The 20513-nt window shown below is 68.4% G+C and carries 24 protein-coding genes; 11 read left to right on the forward strand and 13 right to left on the reverse strand.

The features are described from left to right. Positions 1 to 17 precede the first annotated feature (17 nt). On the reverse strand, positions 18 to 938 hold the full coding sequence (locus M1203_RS05915) for an SDR family oxidoreductase (protein ID WP_249948538.1): 921 nt from the start codon (positions 936 to 938) through the stop codon (positions 18 to 20). A gap of 115 nt (positions 939 to 1053) precedes the next feature. On the opposite strand from M1203_RS05915, the gene M1203_RS05920 reads away from it, so the two are divergent. Next, the gene (locus M1203_RS05920; protein ID WP_249948395.1) at positions 1054 to 1746 is read left to right on the forward strand and encodes a TetR/AcrR family transcriptional regulator; all 693 of its coding nucleotides are present in this window, start codon (positions 1054 to 1056) and stop codon (positions 1744 to 1746) included. A gap of 53 nt (positions 1747 to 1799) precedes the next feature. Here the strand turns inward: M1203_RS05920 and M1203_RS05925 are convergent, their stop codons facing one another. Both M1203_RS05925 and M1203_RS05930 read right to left on the reverse strand, forming a co-directional pair. Beyond that, positions 1800 to 1973 carry a hypothetical protein gene (locus M1203_RS05925; RefSeq protein ID WP_249948396.1) on the reverse strand — a complete coding sequence of 58 codons (174 nt, stop codon included), beginning with the start codon at positions 1971 to 1973 and terminating at the stop codon, positions 1800 to 1802. Between the two features lie 360 nt (positions 1974 to 2333). After that, positions 2334 to 3005 (reverse strand): trans-aconitate 2-methyltransferase, encoded by a 672-nt coding sequence (locus M1203_RS05930; protein WP_249948397.1) that lies wholly within the window; start codon positions 3003 to 3005, stop codon positions 2334 to 2336. A gap of 93 nt (positions 3006 to 3098) precedes the next feature. On the opposite strand from M1203_RS05930, the gene M1203_RS05935 reads away from it, so the two are divergent. From M1203_RS05935 to M1203_RS05950, 4 genes are all read left to right on the forward strand, one after another. Continuing rightward, positions 3099 to 3566, forward strand: coding sequence for an NUDIX hydrolase (locus M1203_RS05935; protein ID WP_249948398.1), 468 nt, complete (start codon positions 3099 to 3101; stop codon positions 3564 to 3566). 142 nt (positions 3567 to 3708) lie between these two features. Further along, a complete protein-coding gene (locus tag M1203_RS05940) occupies positions 3709 to 4035 on the forward strand; it encodes a PadR family transcriptional regulator (RefSeq protein WP_249948399.1) in 327 nt (108 codons plus the stop codon). After that, a complete protein-coding gene (locus M1203_RS05945; RefSeq protein WP_249948400.1) occupies positions 4032 to 4388 on the forward strand; it encodes a DUF1048 domain-containing protein in 357 nt (118 codons plus the stop codon). The genes M1203_RS05940 and M1203_RS05945 overlap by 4 nt, the downstream gene beginning before the upstream one ends. Position 4389: 1 nt before the next feature. Continuing rightward, the gene (locus tag M1203_RS05950; protein ID WP_249948401.1) at positions 4390 to 4716 is read left to right on the forward strand and encodes a DUF1048 domain-containing protein; all 327 of its coding nucleotides are present in this window, start codon (positions 4390 to 4392) and stop codon (positions 4714 to 4716) included. Positions 4717 to 5328: 612 nt separating this feature from the next. Here the strand turns inward: M1203_RS05950 and M1203_RS05955 are convergent. The 3 genes from M1203_RS05955 to M1203_RS05965 form a co-directional block, all read right to left on the reverse strand. After that, positions 5329 to 5784, reverse strand: coding sequence for a VOC family protein (locus tag M1203_RS05955; RefSeq protein ID WP_249948402.1), 456 nt, complete (start codon positions 5782 to 5784; stop codon positions 5329 to 5331). Between the two features lie 570 nt (positions 5785 to 6354). Beyond that, entirely contained in the window at positions 6355 to 6615 is a 261-nt protein-coding gene (locus M1203_RS05960; protein WP_249948403.1) for a hypothetical protein, read from the reverse strand. Beyond that, on the reverse strand, positions 6615 to 7088 hold the full coding sequence (locus tag M1203_RS05965) for an ATP-binding protein (RefSeq protein WP_249948404.1): 474 nt from the start codon (positions 7086 to 7088) through the stop codon (positions 6615 to 6617). Before M1203_RS05965 ends, M1203_RS05960 begins: the two co-directional genes overlap by 1 nt. Before the next feature lie 243 nt (positions 7089 to 7331). Here M1203_RS05965 and M1203_RS05970 point away from each other — a divergent pair, with 243 nt between their 5' ends. From M1203_RS05970 to M1203_RS05985, 4 genes are all read left to right on the forward strand, one after another. Beyond that, a complete protein-coding gene (locus M1203_RS05970) occupies positions 7332 to 8183 on the forward strand; it encodes a Scr1 family TA system antitoxin-like transcriptional regulator (protein WP_249948405.1) in 852 nt (283 codons plus the stop codon). A gap of 12 nt (positions 8184 to 8195) precedes the next feature. Continuing rightward, positions 8196 to 8390 carry a DUF397 domain-containing protein gene (locus tag M1203_RS05975; RefSeq protein WP_249948406.1) on the forward strand — a complete coding sequence of 65 codons (195 nt, stop codon included), beginning with the start codon at positions 8196 to 8198 and terminating at the stop codon, positions 8388 to 8390. Positions 8391 to 8480: 90 nt separating this feature from the next. Beyond that, the gene (locus tag M1203_RS05980; protein ID WP_249948407.1) at positions 8481 to 8675 is read left to right on the forward strand and encodes a DUF397 domain-containing protein; all 195 of its coding nucleotides are present in this window, start codon (positions 8481 to 8483) and stop codon (positions 8673 to 8675) included. A gap of 319 nt (positions 8676 to 8994) precedes the next feature. Then, positions 8995 to 9345, forward strand: coding sequence for a hypothetical protein (locus M1203_RS05985; RefSeq protein WP_249948408.1), 351 nt, complete (start codon positions 8995 to 8997; stop codon positions 9343 to 9345). Between the two features lie 41 nt (positions 9346 to 9386). Here the strand turns inward: M1203_RS05985 and M1203_RS05990 are convergent, their stop codons facing one another. Then, positions 9387 to 11924 (reverse strand): enterotoxin A family protein, encoded by a 2538-nt coding sequence (locus M1203_RS05990; protein WP_249948409.1) that lies wholly within the window; start codon positions 11922 to 11924, stop codon positions 9387 to 9389. Positions 11925 to 12269: 345 nt separating this feature from the next. On the opposite strand from M1203_RS05990, the gene M1203_RS05995 reads away from it, so the two are divergent. Beyond that, positions 12270 to 12818, forward strand: coding sequence for a glycoside hydrolase family 25 protein (locus tag M1203_RS05995; protein ID WP_249948410.1), 549 nt, complete (start codon positions 12270 to 12272; stop codon positions 12816 to 12818). A gap of 47 nt (positions 12819 to 12865) precedes the next feature. Here the strand turns inward: M1203_RS05995 and M1203_RS06000 are convergent, their stop codons facing one another. After that, positions 12866 to 14152 (reverse strand): geranylgeranyl reductase family protein, encoded by a 1287-nt coding sequence (locus tag M1203_RS06000; protein WP_249948411.1) that lies wholly within the window; start codon positions 14150 to 14152, stop codon positions 12866 to 12868. Between the two features lie 107 nt (positions 14153 to 14259). On the opposite strand from M1203_RS06000, the gene M1203_RS06005 reads away from it, so the two are divergent. Further along, complete coding sequence (locus M1203_RS06005) at positions 14260 to 14769, forward strand: GNAT family N-acetyltransferase (RefSeq protein WP_249948412.1); 510 nt, start codon at positions 14260 to 14262, stop codon at positions 14767 to 14769. 62 nt (positions 14770 to 14831) lie between these two features. On the opposite strand, the gene M1203_RS06010 is transcribed toward M1203_RS06005, so the two are convergent. The 5 genes from M1203_RS06010 to M1203_RS06030 form a co-directional block, all read right to left on the reverse strand. After that, on the reverse strand, positions 14832 to 15524 hold the full coding sequence (locus tag M1203_RS06010; RefSeq protein WP_249948413.1) for a demethylmenaquinone methyltransferase: 693 nt from the start codon (positions 15522 to 15524) through the stop codon (positions 14832 to 14834). A 31-nt stretch (positions 15525 to 15555) separates the two neighbouring features. Next, entirely contained in the window at positions 15556 to 16086 is a 531-nt protein-coding gene (locus M1203_RS06015; RefSeq protein WP_249948414.1) for a hypothetical protein, read from the reverse strand. A gap of 69 nt (positions 16087 to 16155) precedes the next feature. Next, positions 16156 to 17382 carry a cyclic dehypoxanthinyl futalosine synthase gene (gene mqnC, locus M1203_RS06020; protein ID WP_249948415.1) on the reverse strand — a complete coding sequence of 409 codons (1227 nt, stop codon included), beginning with the start codon at positions 17380 to 17382 and terminating at the stop codon, positions 16156 to 16158. A gap of 175 nt (positions 17383 to 17557) precedes the next feature. Then, the gene (locus M1203_RS06025; protein WP_249948416.1) at positions 17558 to 19318 is read right to left on the reverse strand and encodes a serine/threonine-protein kinase; all 1761 of its coding nucleotides are present in this window, start codon (positions 19316 to 19318) and stop codon (positions 17558 to 17560) included. A gap of 90 nt (positions 19319 to 19408) precedes the next feature. After that, complete coding sequence (locus M1203_RS06030) at positions 19409 to 20221, reverse strand: menaquinone biosynthesis protein (protein ID WP_249948539.1); 813 nt, start codon at positions 20219 to 20221, stop codon at positions 19409 to 19411. Positions 20222 to 20513 lie beyond the last annotated feature (292 nt).

Here is a 20513-nt window from a genome sequence, read left to right on the forward strand (position 1 = left end):
CTTTTGCCCTGCTCTCGTCAGACGGTTGAGGCGGGGATCGCGACGCCGGTGAGGCGCTCGGACTCGGCCCACAGACGGGCGTTGGCGGCCGGGTCGAGGGCCCGGCGGGTGATACGGGCGGTGGTCGTGGGACCGATCAGCCCGAAGCGTCCGCCCGGACCGTAGTACCCGCCGGCGACGGCGCCGGGGTCGGCCGCCGCGTACAGCAGTGGTTCCGTGCCCTGTTGGACATCCTGCGAGGGCAGGATGGTGAGCAGGGGATTCCGGCGCGAGGGCTTGCCGGTGCCGAGACTCGCCCCCGCCGTCTGGAGGTTCGTCCGCGTGTAGCCGGGGTGCGCGCCGATGCTCAGCAGCGGCCAGCCGCGCTCGGCGGCGAGGGCCGCGAGCTGCCGGGTCATCATGAGGTTGGCGAGCTTGGACTGCGCGTAGGAGAGGTTCGGGCTGTAGCGGCGCTCCCACTGAAGGTCCTCGAAGTGGATACGGCCGAAGTTGGCCGTACCGCTGCTCATGGTGGCCACCCGTGGCGCGGTGGCGGAGAGCAGCAGCGGAAGCAGCCGGACCGTCAGCGCGAAGGGGCCGAGGTAGTTGCTGCCCATCTGCAACTCGAAGCCGTCGGCCGTGGTCAGCCGGACCGGCGGGGTCATCACCCCGGCGTTGTTGACCAGCAGATCGAGTGGGGTGCCATCGGCGATGAGCCCGTCCGCGAACTCCCGGACGGAGGCCAGATCGGCCAGATCGATCCGGCGCACCTCCAGTTGGGCGTCCGGCTGCCGGGCCAGGATCTCGGCGCGGGCCCGCTCCCCCTTGGCGACCGTACGGACGGCCATCACGACACGTGCCCCCGCACCGGCGAGCCGACGGGCCGCTTCCTTGCCGGTCCCGCTGTTGGCGCCGGTGACGACTGCGAGCTTTCCGCTCTGGTCGGGGACGACGTACATGGCCACTCCTTCGTCATAGGCGACCGTCTCGTAGTAGACCGCCGGTCTGTTGCATTCGACGCTAGCAGACCGCCGGTCTACTAACAACAGACCGGGGGTCTGTAGCCTGGTGGCCATGACAACGCCCTTCCAGCGCGCCCGCAGCGAGGAGCAGCGCGCCGTACGCCGGCAAGCGATCCTGGACAGCGCGGCGGCGATGCTGACCGAGATGCCCGTGGCGCAGGTGAGCCTCAACGAGCTGAGCCGACGCGTCGGCCTGGCGAAGTCGAACGTGCTGCGCTATTTCGAGTCCCGTGAGGCCGTCCTGCTCGAACTGCTGGACACCGCGCTGCGGGAGTGGCTGGACCTGCTGGACGCCACCCTCGCCACGGCGATCGACGCGACCACCGGACCGTACGAACGCGGCGACCAGCTCGCGGGCGCGATGGCGGACACACTGGCGGCCCGTCCGGTGCTCTGCGATCTGGTCAGCGCGCAGGCCGCGGTGCTGGAACGGAACGTCTCCCCGCGCATCGCCGCGGAGTACAAGCGCGCCACCATGGCCAACGTCACCGTCCTGGTCCGGCTGATCCGCGCGCACCTACCCGAGTTGGACGAACCCGACGCGACGAAATACGCCGCCGCCGCCTTCCTGTCGACCGGCGCGGTCTGGACCCACGCGCAGCCCTCGGCCGCGATGCTGGCCGCCTACGAGGCCGACCCCGCGCTGGCCGTCATGCGGATGGACTTCACCGCGACGCTCCGCGAGCTGCTGGAGGTACTGGCCACGGGTCTGCTGACCCGGGCACCGCGCGGCTTCCCCGCCTGAACGCACCCCGGCCCCCCGCGGTGAACCCGCGGGGGGCCGGTAATGAGCAGGCGTCACTTGTCGCCGAAGATCACAACCGTGTTGAAGCTGTTCTTGATCTTCGAGTCGATGTCGATGAGCTCACCCCGTCCGTCGTGCTCCCAGCTCGACGCTGAGGCGGCACCGGCGCCACCCAGGACGGCCATGGCGGCAAGAGCGGCGGCGGCGACTGCTGTACGAATTCGCATGAGTTTTCTCCTTGTGAAGAAACATTCGGTTCGGACACTTCACAGATTCACGGTGGAGCGCCGTCGATAACCGAGCGGGAGAAGAGACCACTCCGATGCGGAGAAAGAGCAGGACCGCAGGCCGAGGAACGCAAAAAGGCTCGTCTCCGACCCGGCGGTCGGGCCGCCGGGACTCCGGGATGCGCGACTGACGGCCCGGTATCAGACTGACGAGGTTGAGCCCGAACCGCACGCCGGGATCGGCGACGGGACGCGCGGCCGTCCCGCCCCGCCGGGCACACCTCCCGACGGCGATGCGGTCCCCTCCTTGTTACCGGCCGGTTCGATGGCGGGTGGGGGGCCGGGTCCCCGCAGGACGGATCAACGCGGCGCGGGACGCGGGGCCGGGGGCTGCGCGGTGCCGACGATGAAGTCGCCGCCCACGTGCCGGACATCGGCCGACCACCCCAGCGCGGCGAGCTCGTCGGTGAGCTCGCCGGCGTCGTGGAAGACCTTGACGACGCGATACGGGCTGCCGTCGTCGAGGCGCCGCAGCACCGCGGGGGCGGACTGCTGGTCCAGAACCTCTTCGCGCGCGGCCTCGGCGGGGCCGTCGTCGATGAAGATCGCTCTCCCGTTCGGTGCGAGTGCGGCTGCGACCGTGCCCCAGAAGTCCCGTAGCCGGGACGGCGGGACGTGGGAGAGCCAGAAGGCGAAGAACACGGTGTCGTAGCGGCGCGGCGGCCGCCAGGCGAACAGATCGGCCTGGACGAACCGGACATGCGGGGCGGCGACCCGCGCACGCGCGATGGCCAACGGCTCGTCCGACGCGTCGACAGCGGTCACCGAGCGCGCCCGCGCGGCGAGCGCCTTGGTCCACTGGCCCGTTCCGCAGGCCAACTCCAGTACGTCCCCCACGATCGGCAGGTCGTCGGCCGCGGCCAGCAGCTCCCGCAGCTCCTCCCGCTCGGAATAGGGCCGGTCGTACTCGCCCGCGTGGGCCCGGTAGTAGGCGACCTGCTCTGCCAGAAGAGCGTCCTCATCGCTGTCCATGCGGCCGACCCTAGTGGGCGTCCGCCCCTGCGCGCCCGCCCTTCGGGGCACGGATCCCGGACGTTGGATAGGGTCCGGGAGGAGGTGCGGGGGATGAGTTTCCGGCTGGCGGCGTACGCCGTGTGCGTCGAGGACGGGCGTGTGCTGCTCGCGCGTCACGTACCGCCGGAGGGCGAGAGCAACTGGACTCTTCCTGGCGGTCGCGTCGAGCACGGGGAGGACCCGTTCGACGCGGTGATCCGGGAGCTCGCCGAGGAGACCGGCTGCGACGCGGTGGTCGAACGCCTGCTGGGCGTGGACTCCCGGGTGATCCCCGCGGCCGTCGCGCGTGCGGGGGTCGAGCACCAGAATGTCGGCGTCTTCTACCGGGTCCGTATCACCGGCGGCCAACCGCGGCCCGAGCCGAACGGCGAAATCGCCGAGTCCGTCTGGACCCCGATCCCCGATGTCGCTCGCCTGCGCCGGTCGTCACTGGTCGACATCGGCCTCGACCTGGCCCGGACCCTTCCGGCGACCGGCCACGTCGCTCCCGTACCGGTCGGCGGTCCGATCCAGCACTGAGGCACCGCTGTTCGCAAGCGGACCGCACCAAGTGCGGCGCCGACGATCCCCGTCACTTCCTCGCCCGCCGGGCTACTCGGTGCTACCGTATAGTGGTACTCGGCACTACGCAGTACCAGGGCGATCGAAGAGGCGGCGCGCGGTGGAGGACCTGACAGAGATGTTGAAGGGCACGCTGGAGGGCTGCGTGCTGGAAATCATCGACAGCGAGGAGACCTACGGGTACGCCATCACGCGCCGGCTGAACGAACTGGGCTTCACCGACGTCGTCGAGGGGACGGTCTACACCATCTTGCTGCGACTGGAGAAGAACAAACTCGTCCAGGTGACGAAGCGACCATCCGGGGTGGGCCCGCCACGCAAGTTCTACGCACTCAACGACGCGGGACGCGCGGAACTCGGGAAGTTCTGGGCGAAATGGAAATACCTCTCATCACGCATCGACAAGCTCAAGGAGGGCGGGAGATGAACCTCTGGGAGACCATGACCGGCAGCGACCTCACCAGGGACTGGAAGGCGTTCGAAGCCCGCGCCGCGACACTGCCCGACGACTACCGGGCGGCATGGGAACAGATCAAGGCCCATCTCTTCCCCTACTCGGGCTTCACGGGCCGCAACCTGATGCCGATCCTCGACGGCGCCCTGGCCCTGCTCGAAGAGACGGCGGCGGACGGGCAGACCATCCACGAGGTGCTGGGCGACGACATCGCGGGCTTCTGCGCGGCACTGGCCGGCGGAGAAGGGGCCCGGAACTATCGCGACCGGTGGCGCGAGCAGCTGAACAGGAACGTCGCAAGGAAACTGGGCCGGCTGGGAGGCTGACATGGGCATCCAAGACATCATCGAAGGCAAGAAGCAATGGCGGGCGCACGTAGCGCGGGTCAAGGCGCTCCCGCCGGACTACCAGATCGTCTACAAGGAGATGCAGAAGTACTTCTTCAAGATCGGCCCGGTCGACCTGACCGAAGGGACCCTGCTCTCCGGGATTGTCGACTTCTTCGAGGAGGGCGTCGCGGCCGGCAAGGGCGTCCTGGAACTCATCGGCACCGACGTGGCCGCCTTCTGCGACGACCTGATCAAGGACTCGCGCACCTACGCGGACATCTATCAGGAGTCCATCAGCGGGAAACCCGGCACGGCCGAGAAGTAAGCCGGCCCGCGAACGGACGACTTGGGGCGGCGAGGCCGCGTGCTGGGTGGGGGTTCGTGCCGAGGGGTAGTCGGGGGCAGCCGGTGCGTTTGATGACGGGTGGGGGCCGCCCCTAGGTTTCAGTTTCGCGGTTCCGGGTCGGGCGTCAAGGGCGCTCCTTCGTCGCGTCGGCTGCGCCGATTCCGCTTCGCTCCACCCTTGACCCCCGCCCCTCCACCGCAAGTGCAGCTTTGAGGGGGGCGGCCCGGGGGGAGGGGTCCCCGGAGGGGATCCGTGCATGGTCCGGTCCCTTGCCGACCGCAGGTCGGTGGGTGGGGCGCGGGAGTGGAGTGGGGCGGCCCGGCCCCGGCAAAGCGACTGACGGTCGGGAAGCGGCTGGGACTCATGCCCCGCTGTGCGGGCCCGTTGTCGGGTGACACCTGTCAGCCGAAGCAGACGGCCCTATCATCTGCACCCAATGTCCCAGTTTGGAAGGGGCTTTGGGGAGCGCTCCGGCGGGTCATGCGTCCTGGGGTCGGTTAAGTCGTTCCCACACCACATCACCACCGGGGTGGGGCTGCCGCCGGTCCCCGGGCAGCGGATCGACGGCATACGGCTCCATCGCGACGGCCCTCAGACGACGTCGAATTCGTTGCCCTCGGGATCCTGCATGGCCACGGCGTAGAACCCCATGTCCGGCTCATCCTTGACCCTCAGCACGGTGGCACCGGCTTCGACCAGCTGGTCAACAGCGACCCTGACCCGCCGCGCTCGGACATCCAGCGGGACGTCACGGCCACCACCGACCTTCAGGTCGAAGTGCCACCGGTTCTTGGCGGTCTTGGGCTCCGGAACCTGCTGGAACCAGACGCGCGGTCCCCGACCCGCCGAATCGACGATCGACTCCGGAACGTCGCCGGCCCCGGTCGGCAGCTCCTCCGCGGGCACCCCCATCGCCTCCCAGTAGGCACGCCACGTGGCGTGCCCGTCCGGCGCGGGCTCGGGCACATAACCCAGGGCCCGCGTCCAGAACGCCACCATTCTCTGCGGATCGGAGCAGTCGATCGTCAGCTGCAATGTCATCTCCATGCCCCGAGCCTCCCAGACAGGTCTGACAGACGATCCACTACCGCGCAGACCACCCACCGACCCGAGGGGATCCCCTCCGGCCCCCCGGACATGTGGGTGAGGCGTCATGGGAACGACTTAACCGACCCCAGGACGCATGAGCCGCCGGATCCCTCCCCAAAGCCCCTTCCAAACTGGGACATTGGGTGCAGATAGTAGGTCCGTCCGCCTCGGCTGACAGGTGTCACCCGACAACGGGCCCTCACAGCGGGGCATGAATCCCAACCACCCACGGGGATCAGTCGCTGAGCCGGTGCCGGGCCGCCCCACTCCACTGCCGCGCAGACCACCCACCGACCCGAGGTCGGCAAGGGACCGGACCATGCACGGATCCCCTCCGGGGACCCCTCCCCCCGGGCCGCCCCCCTCAAAGCAGCACCTGCGGTGGAGGGGCGGGGGTCAAGGGTGGAGCGAAGCGGAATCGGCGCAGCCGACGCGACGAAGGAGCGCCCTTGACGCCCGACCCGCAACCGCGAAACTGAAACCTAGGGGCGGCCCCCACCCGTATCCACACCCCCCGGCCGACCCCGACTACCCCTCGGCACTGACCTCACGCCGACCACCCGCCACCCGCCCCACCAAGTGCGCCTGCGGCGCACGCACCGTCACACGCACCGGATCAGGGCAGCAGTAGCAGGTGTACGTGTAGCCCTCTTCCGCGTCGAGCGGAACGGGTGGCACGCCGCCGTCCGCACTCGGCATCACCGCGTACAACACCGCCACCGCCAGCACGATCGCACTCATCGCGATCGACACAACACCCCACAGCGCCGGGTCCGTTACAGGCTCCATCACCCAGCCACCTCGCTCCTGGCCTCGGCCAACGTGAACCAGACCGCCTTCAGCCTGGGCGAGCGGCCACCGTAGATGGTGAATCCCCACGCACGGGCCAGGCTGTCCACGAGCATCAGCCCCCGCCCGCCCTCTTGTTCGCGCCCCACGCACACGGCAACCGGTTCGGCCGGCACAGGAAAGGCCCAGGGCCTGTCGTCGGCCACGGAGACCGTCGCCTGTTTGTGGTCGACCGTCACATGCACGCGGATCAGCGACGTATGGGTATGGCGGTGCGCGTTGGTGACCACCTCGGTCACACAGAGGCGCGCGTCATCGACGAGGCCGCGATGCCGGTTCACCCCCAGCAGCGACGTGACGAAGTCACGCGCGACCTTGGCCGCACTCGCGGTGTTAGGCAGGGCGAGCCGGTAGGTCTCGCCGCCTTGAGGTGGTGGGGGTACGGGGGTTGCGGTGGCGGTCACGGTGGTCATGTCGTTCTCCCAACGCGGTGCGATCTGAACTGACGCGTGGCCCGCCATGCGTGGCGATGACCGCGACAGCGCGCCTCAAGGCGCGCCAAAGCGGCTGCACTTCGGTCTTACTGACGTGCGACGCGGTGCTGTGAGTACATTAGCGTTACGGCTAATACTTTGGACACCGTCGCGTAAAATCATGAACGAGTGGACCCTTGTTTGGTCACGGGCCACACTGAGACCCGACAAGAGGAGAGGCTGATGCCGTCGAGGAAGGCGCCCACAGGACGCCAGTGCCGGTTGGGTACAGAGCTGCGCAAGATTCGCGAGCGCACGGGCCTGTCACTCACTCTGGCCGCCCCCAAGCTGGGTACGGATCGCACCACCATCAGCAACATCGAATCGGGACGGTTCGGTGTGAGCCCCGAGCGAGTGCGCACGTGGGCCGGCCACTACGAGTGCCCCGACGCCGCCTACGTCGAAGCGCTCGCCAGCATGGCTGCGGAGCGCATAAACGGATGGTGGGAGGACTACCGTGGCGACCTCTCCAGCGGCGCCCTCGATCTGGCCGAGCTTGAGCACCACGCCGTCGGCATCCGGTCAGTGGAAATCATGCATATGCCGGGCCTGCTCCAGACCGAGGACTACGCACGTGCCGTATTCACGGAGGCCGTGCCGCCACCAAGCGCCACATACCTACGACGGCTGCTTTCGCACCGACTGAAGCGGCGCGATGTGCTCGACCGCACAGATGCACCCGCTTGTACGTTTCTGATCCACGAGGCCGGACTACGGATGACGTACGGCGGCTCCAAGATCGCTGGCAGACAGCTCGACCATCTACTCAAGGAGTCGGAACGCGACAACGTCACCGTCCGAGTAATTCCGTTCTCGGCGGGCGGGTTCCCGTATGCCAGCAGTTCGGCACACTATGTGTACGGTCCCGTTCCGCAGCTCGATACCGTGCAGACGGATACAGCGACAGGAGCGGGATTCCTGGATGCCGAGACAAGCCTTGAGAACTGGCGAGTCGCGCTGGATCGGACCGAAGAGAAATCTCTCGATCCGGAGAGTTCGCGAGACTTCATCCGCAAAATCGCTCAACAAGTATGAAGGCGTGAAAAAATGGAAATTCAGTGGCGTAAGTCATCGAAATCGTCGAATGCCGATGGCAACAACTGTCTCGAACTCGCCCAGCACGACGGCGAGATCCTGATGCGCGAGAGCGACAACCCCGACGTCATCATCCACACCACCCCTGCCAAGCTGCGCGCCTTCCTCGACGGCGCCAAGGAAGGCGAGTTCGACTACCTCGCCTGAGCAACCACCACACCCCGCAACGGGCGGCCCCACCGGCGCAGGTGGAGGCCGCCCGTTTTTTTCGCGGGACACCACGGCAGACATACAGGTATGGATATTCAGTGGCGCAAGTCTTCTAAGTCTTCAAACGCCGCAGGCTCCGACTGCCTCCAACTCGCCGAACACGACGGCCAGATCCTCATGCGCGAGAGCGACAACCCCGACGTCATCATCCGTACGACCCGCGCCCAACTGCGCGCCTTCCTCGACGGTGCCAAGCAGGGCGAGTTCGACAACCTCGCCTGAGCCTCCGCCAAGGTAACCCGCGTCAACGGATACAACCCGTCGACATATGCCACCTCACTCGTTAGACGTCAAACACTTGATACGCGCCCGCAGCAAACGCTAGCGTCTCCCCGTGTCGCCGCCACGGGCAGAACCTCCGGCACGGTCTCGTCGTGCCGTGCCGTGCCCGCCGCGCGTCGCACAACTCCCCCACCTTCTGCGCCAGTTGGGGGAGCGCTGAAAGGTTGTCCCCTGCCCGCCGCTCGTCACGCCGGCCAAAGGCAGGGGACAACCCTGGCCCACCACCACCTGCCCATCCCGCCCGCCAGGAGGCCCCACCATGCCCAACTCCGGCACACAGCAAGCCTTCTGGTGCGAGCGGGTCACCTACAGCCCGCTCTCCATCGACGGCATCGCCGACGCATCGCACCACTTGGCCCCCTCCCCCGCCGAGGCGATCCGCGCCATCCGCAAGGCCGTTCGCGACCTCGCCGCCACCCTCACCCCCGTCGAGCGCAAGCGCGCCCTGAGTTGGGTGGACGGTGGCGGCTGCATCGGCGCGGTCGGGGCGCTGCACCGGGGCGAGCCGTGTGGATTCTCGCTCAGCCACCGTGGCCTCTGGACGGAGTGGACCGTATGCCCCGTCCCGCTCCCCCTCAGTACCCGGCATGACGAAGGCCCTGTGTGGTGACCGGTCGGTCACCACACAGGGCCGTTCGCGCGGCTCAGCCGTCAGTCTCGCTCGTTCGGCGGCTCGTACCACTTGTCGTTCGGTATGTACTTGCCCAAGCTGCCGTCCGGGTTGATCTCCCAGGCGCCCTTGATGTACCGCGAATCGATACCGCCGGGGAAGGCGACCTCTTCTTCGCTGGCCCAGCGACTGTCTTTCCCGAGGGTCGCGTTGACGTCGATTCCGCCCGGCGGATCGATGTCGTAGCGGTACTTCCTGTCTTCGTAGAGCAGATCCGGTTGCTCGTTCCTCGTTGTTCCGACGAACGCCGAGTCCGTGTTCTGCGTGACGTAGTCGTACAGATCCCCGTTGCTCGGCCTCTTCGGATCGAAGCCGTTCAGGAAGATGTCCTCCGGGGGACGGTCATCGAAGCGGTACAGAGGCTCGTCCGTGTCGCGCCACTTGATGTCTTCCTGGTCGACACCCGTGATCTTGATGTCGTATTCGTCCTCCATCACCTCGGGATGGGGGTTGGGGTTGGGCTTGCCGACCGGGCAGTCCTCCGGCCCCGGCTCGGGCTCGGGCTCAGGTTCCGGCTCCGGCTCGGGCTCCGGGTCGTCCCTGATCGGCGGGGGCGGCGGGTCCGTGAGGCCGATCGCGATGGTGAGCCGGTCCTTCACGTCGTCGAACGTGTCGACGCCAGGGATCGTGGCCCCGGAGACCGTGGACAACAGGTTCAGAGTGGAGAATCCGGAGCCGGCCGCGAGGACGCTGCCGCTGAAGACAACGGGCGTACGAGTACCGGCCGAGGCGAGCGTGTAGCGCCCGCTGCCTGCCGCACCGGCGGTCGGACTGCCGTAGAAGGCGACATTGGAATTGTTCCGACAGTCGTCCTTGTCGTCGTCCTTGTCGTCCTCATCCGGGTCGTCGTCCGGCTTATCTACCTCCGTGCAGTGCTGGGTGATACCCGCAGGACCCATGACCGGATTGCAGATGGTCTCCTTTTCGTCCTCCTTGTCGTCATCCTTGTCGTCGTCGTCGTTGTTGTCGTCGCTCTTGTCGTCGTCCTTGCCGCCGCTGCTCCCGCCGGAATCAGACCCGCCGGTGCCCGTTTCCCGGCAGTTCTGCATGTAGCCCCAGGGCGCCATGACCGGAATGCACTCCCAGTCGTCATCCGACCCTCCGTTGGAGCCGCCGCTGCTGGAGCCACCACTGCTGGAACCACCACTGCCGGAACTACCACCACTGCCGGAACTACCACCGCTGCTGGAGCCACCACTGCTCGAACCACCGCCGTTCGAGCCACCACCGCTGGAACCACCGCTGGAACCACCGCTGCTGGAGCTACCGCCGCTCGAACCGCCACTGCTGCTCGAACCACCACCATTGGATCCACCACCGCTCGAACCACCGCCGTTCGAGCCACCGCCGTTCGAGCCACCACCGCTGGAACCGCCACTGCTGGAGCTACCGCCGTCGGACCCACCATCGGAACCGCCGCCGTCCGACCCACCACCGTCAGACCCACCATCGGAACCGCCACCATTCGAACCACCACCGTTGGATCCACCACCATTGGATCCACCACCGTTCGACCCACCGCCGTCCGACCCACCATCGGAACCGCCGCCGTCCGACCCACCATCGGAACCGCCGCCGTCCGACCCACCATCGGAACCGCCGCCGTCCGACCCACCACCGTTGTCGCCACCACCGTTGTCGCCACCGCCGTTGGATCCACCACCGTTGGATCCACCACCGTTGGATCCACCACCGGAGTCACCCCCACCGTTAGCGCCGCCTCCAGATTCGCCCCCAGAGTCACCACCACCATTGGCACCACCACCGTTAGCGCCACCCCCGTTAGCGCCCCCACCGTTAGCGCCACCCCCGTTGGCACCACCACCGTTGTCGCCGCCACCCGACTCGCCGCCACCCCCGGCAACCGTGTCGCTCTCGCAGTCGCCGCCAAGGATGTTGCAGACCGCCGTCTGAAGACCAGTCGCGACCTGAGTCCCCACACCACTGAAAACAAGCGCACCGATGATCAGGGCGACCAGGCCGATCATGCCTACGTACTCGACCGTCCCCTGACCGCGGTTCCGGCGCCATCCGATCATGTGCGGAATCGACGGAAACGCCTCCCGACGCAACCGCTCACGCGTCCACCGCGACCTCACAGCCCGCTGATCCGCAGGCAACTCAAACCACGCCCGGCTCGCACCCGCACTGACCAACGCCAACAGAGCACCCGGCAACAGAAGCTGACTCAGCCCCCGCTCCGAACCCCCATACAGATTCACCACACTGCCGACCAGCAACCACGCCTGAAGCCCGACCAACCCGAACCAGACGACCTTCCCACCCGTCCACACAAGCCGCGCCAGAACCACCGCGACAATCCCCGGCACCACCGCATACAACGCCACCAAAGACAGCACCGGCGTGATATGAGTACCCAGCTCCAGCAGCGAGTTCACCACCCCCACACCGCCCAGCAGCGTGAGAGCGAACATCAGATAGAGCAGAACCCGGGTCACCACGAGCGATCTCGGCAACTCCCAGCGACGCGCGGGCGCGGGTATGCCGACCTGGATCATCAAGCCTTGTGACTCCGACAACGGAAGAACCTTCCACCAAACTGCTGTAGCCGTCCGCCCCAGGCGTCCAGCCTTGGCACGTATATCGGCACAGTACGTACGCACAAGGCCCATTCCGAAGGGCCCACGGACCCACCTGGGGCCCAAACCCACCCCCACCGGGCCCACTCGGCGTTTCATCACCGACTAGGAGCGCGCGAGGGGCGCGCGAGTTCCCTCAGCTGGGGAATTTCACTCGTAAAGATGTCGTGGCTGTCACCGATACGCCAGCGCGATCCGAACGAACCACGCTTGGGTAGGGGGAAGTTGAAACACTTGAACTACCGCGCAGGAGGCCTTCCCCCCATGACCGTCAAAGGCATCGACGTCTCGTCACATCAGAGTTCCAGCTACAGCACGGCCGACCTCGACTTCGTCTTCATCAAGGCCACCGAGGGCACGTCGTACGTCAACCCCAAGATGAACGCCCAGGCGGCGCGCGCCCGGGGCGCCGGGCTGGTGACGGGGTTCTATCACTTCCTGCGGCCCGGTGACATGAAGGCGCAGGCGCGGTACTTCGTCGAGGAGTGCGCCAGTGTCGAGTACGACCCGCTGTTCGCCGACTGGGAGGACGACGGAGTTTCCTGCGCCGAGAAGGACACATTCCTCACCGAGGTGAAGCGGTTGCGCGGGTCCAATCACCAAGTGGGGCTGTATTGCGGGCAGTACTACTGGCTGCACCGCGACACCACCAGCAACGCGGGCGACGCGCTGTGGATCGCCGACTATGTGGCCGCCGGAAAGCCCCGGATCAAGGCGGCGTGGAAGTTCCACCAGTACACGGACACTCCGGTCGACACGAACGTCGGGAAATTCGCCGACCGGGCCGCCCTGAAGAAGTGGACCCGAGGCTGACAAGGGTCCCGGCGCCGAGACGAGCCCCGCGCCCTGTCCCCTTCGCCTTACGCCTTGGGAGCCACCTTCGACAGCCCATTGATAATGCGGTCCATCGCGTCGCCACCCGTCGGGTCCGTCAGGTTCGCCAGCATCTTCAGCGTGAACTTCATCAGCAGCGGATGCGTCAGACCGCGCTGCGTCGCGATCTTCATGACCTTCGGGTTGCCGATCAGCTTCACGAAGGCGCGGCCGAGCGTGTAGTAGCCGCCGTAGGTCTCCTTGAGGACCTTCGGGTAGTGGAGCAGCGCCATCTCGCGCTGGGCGGGGGTCGCGCGGGCATGGGCCTGGACGATGACGTCGGCGGCGATCTGGCCGGACTCCATGGCGTACGCGATGCCCTCGCCGTTGAACGGGTTGACCATGCCGCCCGCGTCACCCACCAGCAGCAGGCCCTTGGTGTAGTGAGGCTGACGGTTGAACGCCATGGGCAGGGCGGCGCCGCGGATCGGCATCGTCATGTTGTCCGGGGTGTAGCCCCAGTCCTCCGGCATCGAGGCGCACCACGCCTTGAGCACCTCGCGCCAGTCCAGCTCCTTGAACGCGGAGGAGGAGTTGAGGATGCCGAGGCCGACGTTGGAGGTGCCGTCGCCCATGCCGAAGATCCAGCCGTAGCCGGGCAGCAGCCGGTCCTCGCCCGGACCGCGCCGGTCCCACAGTTCGAGCCAGGACTCCAGGTAGTCGTCGTCGTGGCGGGGCGAGGTGAAGTACGTACGCACGGCGACGCCCATCGGCCGGTCCTCGCGGCGGTGCAGGCCCATGCCCAGGGAGAGCCGGGTCGAGTTGCCGTCGGCAGCGACGACGAGCGGTGCGTGGAAGGTGACCGGGGTCTTCTCCTCGCCCAGCTTGGCGTGTACGCCGGTGATGCGGCCGGTGCGGTCGTCGGTGATCGGAGCGCCGACGTTGCACCGCTCGTACAGCCGCGCGCCGGCCTTCTGCGCCTGGCGGGCGAGCTGCTCGTCGAAGTCGTCGCGCTTGCGCACCAGTCCGTAGTCCGGATACGCGGCCAGGTCCGGCCAGTCCAGCTGGAGCCGTACGCCGCCGCCGATGATCCGCAGCCCCTTGTTGCGCAGCCAGCCCGCCTCTTCGGAGATGTCGATGCCCATGGAGACGAGCTGCTTCGTGGCACGCGGGGTGAGGCCGTCGCCGCAGACCTTCTCGCGCGGGAACGCGGTCTTCTCCAGCAACAGGACGTCCAGGCCCGCCTTGGCGAGGTAGTACGCGGTGGTGGAACCGGCCGGGCCGGCGCCCACGACGATCACATCTGCGCGGTTTTCGGAGAGGGGCTCGGTCACAGCGGGTTCTCCCGAAGACTCGAATATGGGTACCTGGCGGCACGGGGCATGTGCAGTCTATTGGGGTGCACCGTTACCTCCACTGAAGGGTTGCCCTCGTGAACAACATGACCCAACCGCTCCCTGTGGTGCAGCTCCGCGTCCCCACGGAGGAAGACGCGTTCCACTGGCACCGGGTTTTCAACGATCCCGAGGTGATGGAGTTCCACGGCGGCGTCTCGGCGGAGATGTCCGTGTACGAGGAGTTGACCGCCCGGCAGCGCAGGCACGACGCCGAGCGCGGCTTCTGTTTCTGGACGATGACGGACGACGACGGTGAGGTGATCGGCTTCACCGGCGCCCAGCCCTGGCCGCACGAGACGTTCGGGCCGGTCGGCGAGATCGAGATCGGCTGGCGGCTGGGGCGGACGCACTGGGGGCGCGGTTACGCGACGGCCGCCGCGCGGGCCACGCTTGAGCGGGTGCGCGCGGCGGGGGTCGGCCGGGTCGTGGCGATGGTCAACTCCCGCAACGCGCGCTCGGTCGCGGTGACGCGGCGGCTCGGGATGGAGTTGGCGGAGACGTACCCGATCACGTCAACAGGGGACACCGCGTACTGCTTCCGGCTGGAGTTGTGAGCCGGTAGCCCGGCCCGGCCCAGCCCAGCCCAACCCAACCCAACGCAGCCCAGCCCCGAGGATCAGTGGCGTACGCCCCGGTGCAGCGCCACGATCCCGCCCGTCAGATTCCGCCACGCGACCTTGGACCAGCCCGCCCCCTTCAGCCGCGCCGCCAGGGCGGGCTGGTCCGGCCAGGCCCTGATCGACTCCGCGAGATAGACATACGCGTCGGGGTTGGAGGACACGGCACGCGCGGTCGGCGGCAGCGCGCGCATCAGGTACTCCTCGTAGACCGTACGGAACGGCGCCCACGTCGGGTGCGAGAACTCACAGATCACGATCCGCCCGCCGGGCTTCGTGACCCGGTACAGCTCGCGCAGCGCGAGGTCCGTGTCCTGGACGTTGCGCAGACCGAAGGAGATCGTCACCGCGTCGAAGACCTCGTCGGCGAACGGCAGTTTCGTCGCGTCCCCGGCCGTGAACGGCATCCACGGGTGCCGCTTCTTGCCCTGTCGCAGCATGCCCTGGGAGAAGTCGCAGGGCACGACGTACGCACCGGTCGCCGCGAGCGACATCGAGGAGGTGGCGGTGCCCGCGGCGAGGTCGAGGACCTTCTCGGCCGGGCGGGCCTTCACGGCCTTGGCGACCTCCTTGCGCCACAGCCTGGCCTGGCCGAGCGAGAGCACATCGTTCGTGAGGTCGTACTTCTCCGCCACGTCGTCGAACATCGAGATGACTTCGTGCGGCTGCTTGTCCAGGGAGGCTCGGGTCACGCCGTCCATTGTGGCAGGCGGCTGTACGTGACTAGGCGCGGCGGTGTACCAGACGGCCGGCGCACACCGTGGCGACGCAACGCCCGTCCGCGTCGAACACGGCGAGATCGGCGCGGCCTGCCTCGGTGATCCCGGTGCCCCCGCTGAGCCCGGTGGCCCCAGTGCCCCCGGTGATCCCCGTGACCTCGGCGATCTCCGTGACCTCGGCGATCTCCGTACGCACGGCCGCGGGCAGGACGAGCACGCCCACCCGCGCGGCGGCGTCGCGCAGCCCCGGGGCCGTCGCGTACTCGGCGAGGACCGCCGTCGCGCCCAGTTTCAGTACGGCGTGGATCCGTTCACGCGGGGTCGGGGCCTCGGGCAGCGGCCCCTCGTGGACGCGCGCGGGGCCGAGCACCCCGGCCCACGTCCGCACCCGCGCGCCGGGGAACCGCACCCGCAGCTCCTCGAACGTACCGACCGCGCCGATCCGGTCCCCTGCCACCACGACGCCACCGCCCCTGATCGGCTCGGCGTCGTCCCAGGCGCGGCGCACCTCGTCGGCCACATGCAGGGTCTCCACCGCACGGACTCCCGGTCAATCTGCTCGGATCGGATCGGATCGGCTCGGATCGGCTCGGATCGGCTCGGCTCAGTTGGTGGCGATGAGCTTCAGCTCGGGGTGGGCCGTACCGCCCTCGATCGCCGTCGACGAGATGTGCGACTGGACCCGGTCGTCGACGGGGTCGTTCGCCGGGTCGTCGTGCACGACAAGGTGCTCGTACGTCGTGGCGCGCTGCGCCGGGACACGGCCCGCCTTGCGGATCAGGTCGATGATCTCCAGCCGGTTGGAGCGGTGCTTGGCACCGGCCGAGGACACGACGTTCTCCTCCAGCATGATCGAGCCGAGGTCGTCGGCGCCGTAGTGCAGCGACAGTTGGCCGACCTCCTTGCCCGTGGTCAGCCAGGAGCCCTGGATGTGCGCGACGTTGTCGAGGAAGATCCGCGCGATCGCGATCATGCGCAGGTACTCGAAGAGAGTGGCCTGCGTCTGCCCCTTCAGATGGTTGTTCTCGGGCTGGTAGGTGTACGGGATGAAGGCGCGGAAGCCGCCCGTCCGGTCCTGTACGTCACGGATCATCCGAAGGTGCTCGATGCGCTCGGCGTTGGTCTCGCCCGTACCCATGAGCATCGTGGACGTCGACTCGACACCGAGCCCGTGCGCGGTCTCCATGATCTCCAGCCAGCGTTCGCCGGACTCCTTGAGCGGCGCGATCGCCTTGCGCGGGCGCGCGGGCAGCAACTCGGCGCCCGCGCCCGCGAAGGAGTCGAGACCGGCGGCGTGGATGCGCTGGATCGCCTCCTCGACCGAGACGTTGGAGATCCGGGCCATGTGCTCGACCTCGGAGGCGCCGAGGGAGTGGATGACCAGCTGCGGGAAGTCCTTCTTGATCGCGGCGAAGTGCTTCTCGTAGTACTCGACGCCGTAGTCCGGGTGGTGGCCGCCCTGGAACATGATCTGCGTACCGCCCAGCTCCACGGTCTCCGCGCAGCGGCGCAGGATGTCGTCGAGGTCGCGGCTCCAGCCCTTGGCGGTGTCCTTGGGCGCGGCGTAGAAGGCGCAGAACTTGCACGCCGTCACACAGACGTTGGTGTAGTTGATGTTCCGCTCGATGATGTACGTCGCGATGTGCTCGGTCCCCGCGTACCGGCGACGGCGTACGGCGTCGGCCGCCGCGCCGAGCGCGTGCAGCGGCGCGGAACGGTAGAGGTCGAGCGCTTCCTCAGGGGTGACGCGGCCACCGGCGGCGGCGCGGTCCAGGACATCAGTGAGGCTGCCAGTGACTTTTACGGACGTGAGGTCGGCCTTCTCGGTCACCGGTGCGGGTCCTTCCCAAGGGGTCTGTGACGACCGATCCAGCCTACGCCAGGGGTGGTGGCGAGCCGCGAGCGCCATGGGAGCGGGCGGCCCGCCGTGCGTGGCGGCGGGCGGTTCAGCTCTCTGACGGGCGGTTCACCTCTGTGGGGGGCGGTTCACCTCCGTGGCGGGCGGTTCACCTCTGTTTCGTCAGGATGCCGGTGGGGCTGCCCGCCCGCGCGTCCCGGGAGAGGTAGCGCAGACCGTCGCGTTCGAGGCCGAGCCGCAGACCGGTCGTGGTCTCGGTGCACATGTCCTTGCTGCGCGGGCCGCGCTTGGCGTCGACGACCAGGGTCTTGCCCTCGACGCCGGTGAGGGTGAGGAGGTCCTCGCAGATGAAGTTGCCGAGGATGTCGGTCTGTTCGGCCTTCCCGATCCGCTCGCCGGTGGCGCCTGTTTGTATGGTCACCTTCATCGTGCCGGCGGGCAGGCCGGAGGCGGTGACCTCGCCGTCCCAGATACCGACGAGTTCGGCGGGCACGGAATCGTCGCCGTCACCGGAGCCGTCGCCGGAACCGTCACCGTCGCCGGGGGCTTCGCCGGTCGCGGGCGTCGAGGCGGCGACGCTCGACGGCGGGTCGGCCTTGCCCGGGGAGGCCGTGTCGTTGGTGCCACCGCCGGGCATCAGGTCGAAGAGGAACGCGCTGCCCACCATCACGGCGGCCAGGGCGCCCGCGACGGCCAGGGCCACCGTGCAGCTGACCTTGCGCGCGCGACGTCCACCGCCGGGGCCGGTGCCGAGACCGGTATCGGTGTCGGGACCGGTGCCGGGGCCCGCTCCCGTACCGGTGTCGGCGGAGACCGATACGGAGAGCCGCGGCCCCGCCGACACGTCCACGGGTACGTCCATGGGTACGTCCATGGGCGGGTCCGTCGGAGGTCCAAAGACCCCGAGCGCCGGACTGCTGAAGGGCACGGGACCCGTCTGTACGGGCGGATCCGCCGCCTCCAGGTGCAGCAGCCGGACCACCGCGCGGCTGACCTCCTCGACCAGCGGCGCCGGCAGCCAGCCCGCGGCCATCAGCCCCGCCGCGCCATGGGCCGCGTCGACTCTGTCTGCGCCGTCAGTACCGCCGGCCCCATGGGTGACAAGCCGACGCACGATCTCGGTCGGCGCGGGCCGTGCGGACGGGTCCTTGGCGAGGCAGTCCGCGACCAGCTCCCGCAGTTCGCCGCGCAGGGAGCCCAGCTCGGGTTCCTCGTGCACGACCTTGTAGAGGAGCGCGGCCGAGGAGTCGCCGGGGAAGGGGCTCGTACCCGTCACCGCGTACGCCAGTACCGCACCCAGCGAGAAGACGTCCGCCGCGCCCGTGACCACCTTGCCGAGGATCTGTTCGGGCGACATGTAGCCGGGCGACCCGACCGAGACACCAGTCGAGGTGAGCGAGGCGGTGCCGTCCGTGGCGCGTGCGATACCGAAGTCGATCAGCCGGGGCCCGTCCGGGGCGAGCAGTACGTTCGACGGCTTGACGTCCCGGTGCACCAGATCGAGGCCGTGCACGGCCGCCAGCGCCTCCGCGAGACCGGCGCCCAGCGCGCGTACGGAGTGTTCGGGCAGCGGCCCGTACGCCCCGACGGCCTGGGTCAGCGACGGACCCGCGACATAGGCCGTCGCCACCCACGGAACGACTGCCTCCGGATCGGCGTCCAGCACCGGCGCCGACCAGCGGGGCCCGTCGGGGCCCGTACCGACGCGGCGCGCCGCCTCCACCTCACGGCGGAAGCGGGCCCGGAACTCCTGGTCCATCGCGAAGTGCGGATGGACGACCTTGACCGCGACCGTACGGCCGCCCTGCGAGCGGGCGACGTAGACCCTGCCCATCCCGCCCGACCCCAGCCGCCCGAGCAGCCGGTACGGACCGATGGTCGCCGGATCGCCGGCCTCCAGCGGCTGCATTCCCCGTCCCCCTCATGAGTCCTGTCCTGCGTCCCGCACGTCCCGACGGACCTCTAGGCAGCAGACTAGGGGGTGGGGGTACGGCGGAGGTCAGCCCTTGAGCAGCTCGACGTGTACATCGGCGGGGAAGCCGGTCGTGGGGCCGATACGGCGCGCGAACTCCGTCACGCCCGCGAGCTGGTCGGAGCCGAAGCGGAAGTCGAGCGTCGTGAAGTACCGCTCCAGCAGCTCCGCGTCGAAGGTCTCCCAGCGTGCCGCCTGCTTGGCGACCTTCGCGACCTCCTCCAGAGAGAGATCCCGGGACGCGAGGAACGCCTCGTGGACCTTCCGTACGACATCCGGCTCGCGCGCCAGATAGTCCTTACGGGCCGCCCACACCGCGAAGACGAACGGCAGGCCCGTCCAGTCCTTCCACATCTGCCCCAGGTCATGGACCTGGAGGCCGAGCCGGGGCGCTTCGTAGAGGGAGGCGCGCAGCGCGGCGTCACCGATCAGGACGGCGGCCTCGGCCTCCTGCATCATCAGACCGAGATCCGGCGGACACGTGTAGTAGTCGGGGTTGACCTTGTACTGCTCGCTCAGCAGCAGCTGGGCCAGGCGTACCGACGTACGGGACGTGGAGCCGAGGGCGACCCGGGCGCCGTCGAGCTGGTCCAGCGGTACCTGCGAGACGATGACGCAGGACATGACAGGTCCGTCGCAGCCGACCGCGAGATCGGTGAAGGCGACGAGATCGTCGGCATGACGGAGGAATTCGACGAGGGCGATGGGGGCGATATCCAGTTCGCCGCGTACCAGCTTTTCACTGAGCTTGTCGGGGGTGTCCTTCGTCAGCTCCAGATCGAGAAGGGCGCCGGTCCTGGCGAGGCCCCAATAGAGGGGCAGGCAGTTCAGGAACTGGATATGGCCGACACGCGGCCGACTGCGGTGATCGCCCCGGTCGTCCTCACCTCCGGCCGCCGCGGGGGCCCCGGGGGTTTCGGTCGGAGGTGCTGCCGCACCGGATGCCCCTGATACCGCTGATGCCCGTGATGCTTCTGCCGCTGTGTTTTCCGCTGGACTGTCCACATCGCGAGGCTAGACCCGCGTCGGGTGCGGGGGCGCTGCGGGGCCCGGTTGCGGCGTGGCTCGTCAGCACGTCAGAGCCCTATACAAACGTCTGGGTGAAGTGATCTTTCCCTCTACCGCTGGACAT

Source organism: Streptomyces sp. 35G-GA-8, assembly GCF_023534745.1.
In the GTDB taxonomy this organism is placed as follows: domain Bacteria; phylum Actinomycetota; class Actinomycetes; order Streptomycetales; family Streptomycetaceae; genus Streptomyces.

Excerpts from the sequence above, each read along its gene's own strand:
- M1203_RS05915 (WP_249948538.1), bottom strand. The coding sequence starts at position 938 with ATGTACGTCGTCCCCGACCAGAGCGGAAAGCTCGCAGTCGTCACCGGC.
- M1203_RS05920 (WP_249948395.1), top strand. The coding sequence starts at position 1,054 with ATGACAACGCCCTTCCAGCGCGCCCGCAGCGAGGAGCAGCGCGCCGTA.
- M1203_RS05925 (WP_249948396.1), bottom strand. The coding sequence starts at position 1,973 with ATGCGAATTCGTACAGCAGTCGCCGCCGCCGCTCTTGCCGCCATGGCC.
- M1203_RS05930 (WP_249948397.1), bottom strand. The coding sequence starts at position 3,005 with ATGGACAGCGATGAGGACGCTCTTCTGGCAGAGCAGGTCGCCTACTAC.
- M1203_RS05935 (WP_249948398.1), top strand. The coding sequence starts at position 3,099 with ATGAGTTTCCGGCTGGCGGCGTACGCCGTGTGCGTCGAGGACGGGCGT.
- M1203_RS05945 (WP_249948400.1), top strand. The coding sequence starts at position 4,032 with ATGAACCTCTGGGAGACCATGACCGGCAGCGACCTCACCAGGGACTGG.
- M1203_RS05950 (WP_249948401.1), top strand. The coding sequence starts at position 4,390 with ATGGGCATCCAAGACATCATCGAAGGCAAGAAGCAATGGCGGGCGCAC.
- M1203_RS05955 (WP_249948402.1), bottom strand. The coding sequence starts at position 5,784 with ATGGAGATGACATTGCAGCTGACGATCGACTGCTCCGATCCGCAGAGA.
- M1203_RS05960 (WP_249948403.1), bottom strand. The coding sequence starts at position 6,615 with ATGGAGCCTGTAACGGACCCGGCGCTGTGGGGTGTTGTGTCGATCGCG.
- M1203_RS05965 (WP_249948404.1), bottom strand. The coding sequence starts at position 7,088 with ATGACCACCGTGACCGCCACCGCAACCCCCGTACCCCCACCACCTCAA.
- M1203_RS05970 (WP_249948405.1), top strand. The coding sequence starts at position 7,332 with ATGCCGTCGAGGAAGGCGCCCACAGGACGCCAGTGCCGGTTGGGTACA.
- M1203_RS05975 (WP_249948406.1), top strand. The coding sequence starts at position 8,196 with ATGGAAATTCAGTGGCGTAAGTCATCGAAATCGTCGAATGCCGATGGC.
- M1203_RS05980 (WP_249948407.1), top strand. The coding sequence starts at position 8,481 with ATGGATATTCAGTGGCGCAAGTCTTCTAAGTCTTCAAACGCCGCAGGC.
- M1203_RS05985 (WP_249948408.1), top strand. The coding sequence starts at position 8,995 with ATGCCCAACTCCGGCACACAGCAAGCCTTCTGGTGCGAGCGGGTCACC.
- M1203_RS05990 (WP_249948409.1), bottom strand. The coding sequence starts at position 11,924 with ATGATCCAGGTCGGCATACCCGCGCCCGCGCGTCGCTGGGAGTTGCCG.
- M1203_RS05995 (WP_249948410.1), top strand. The coding sequence starts at position 12,270 with ATGACCGTCAAAGGCATCGACGTCTCGTCACATCAGAGTTCCAGCTAC.
- M1203_RS06005 (WP_249948412.1), top strand. The coding sequence starts at position 14,260 with ATGACCCAACCGCTCCCTGTGGTGCAGCTCCGCGTCCCCACGGAGGAA.
- M1203_RS06025 (WP_249948416.1), bottom strand. The coding sequence starts at position 19,318 with ATGCAGCCGCTGGAGGCCGGCGATCCGGCGACCATCGGTCCGTACCGG.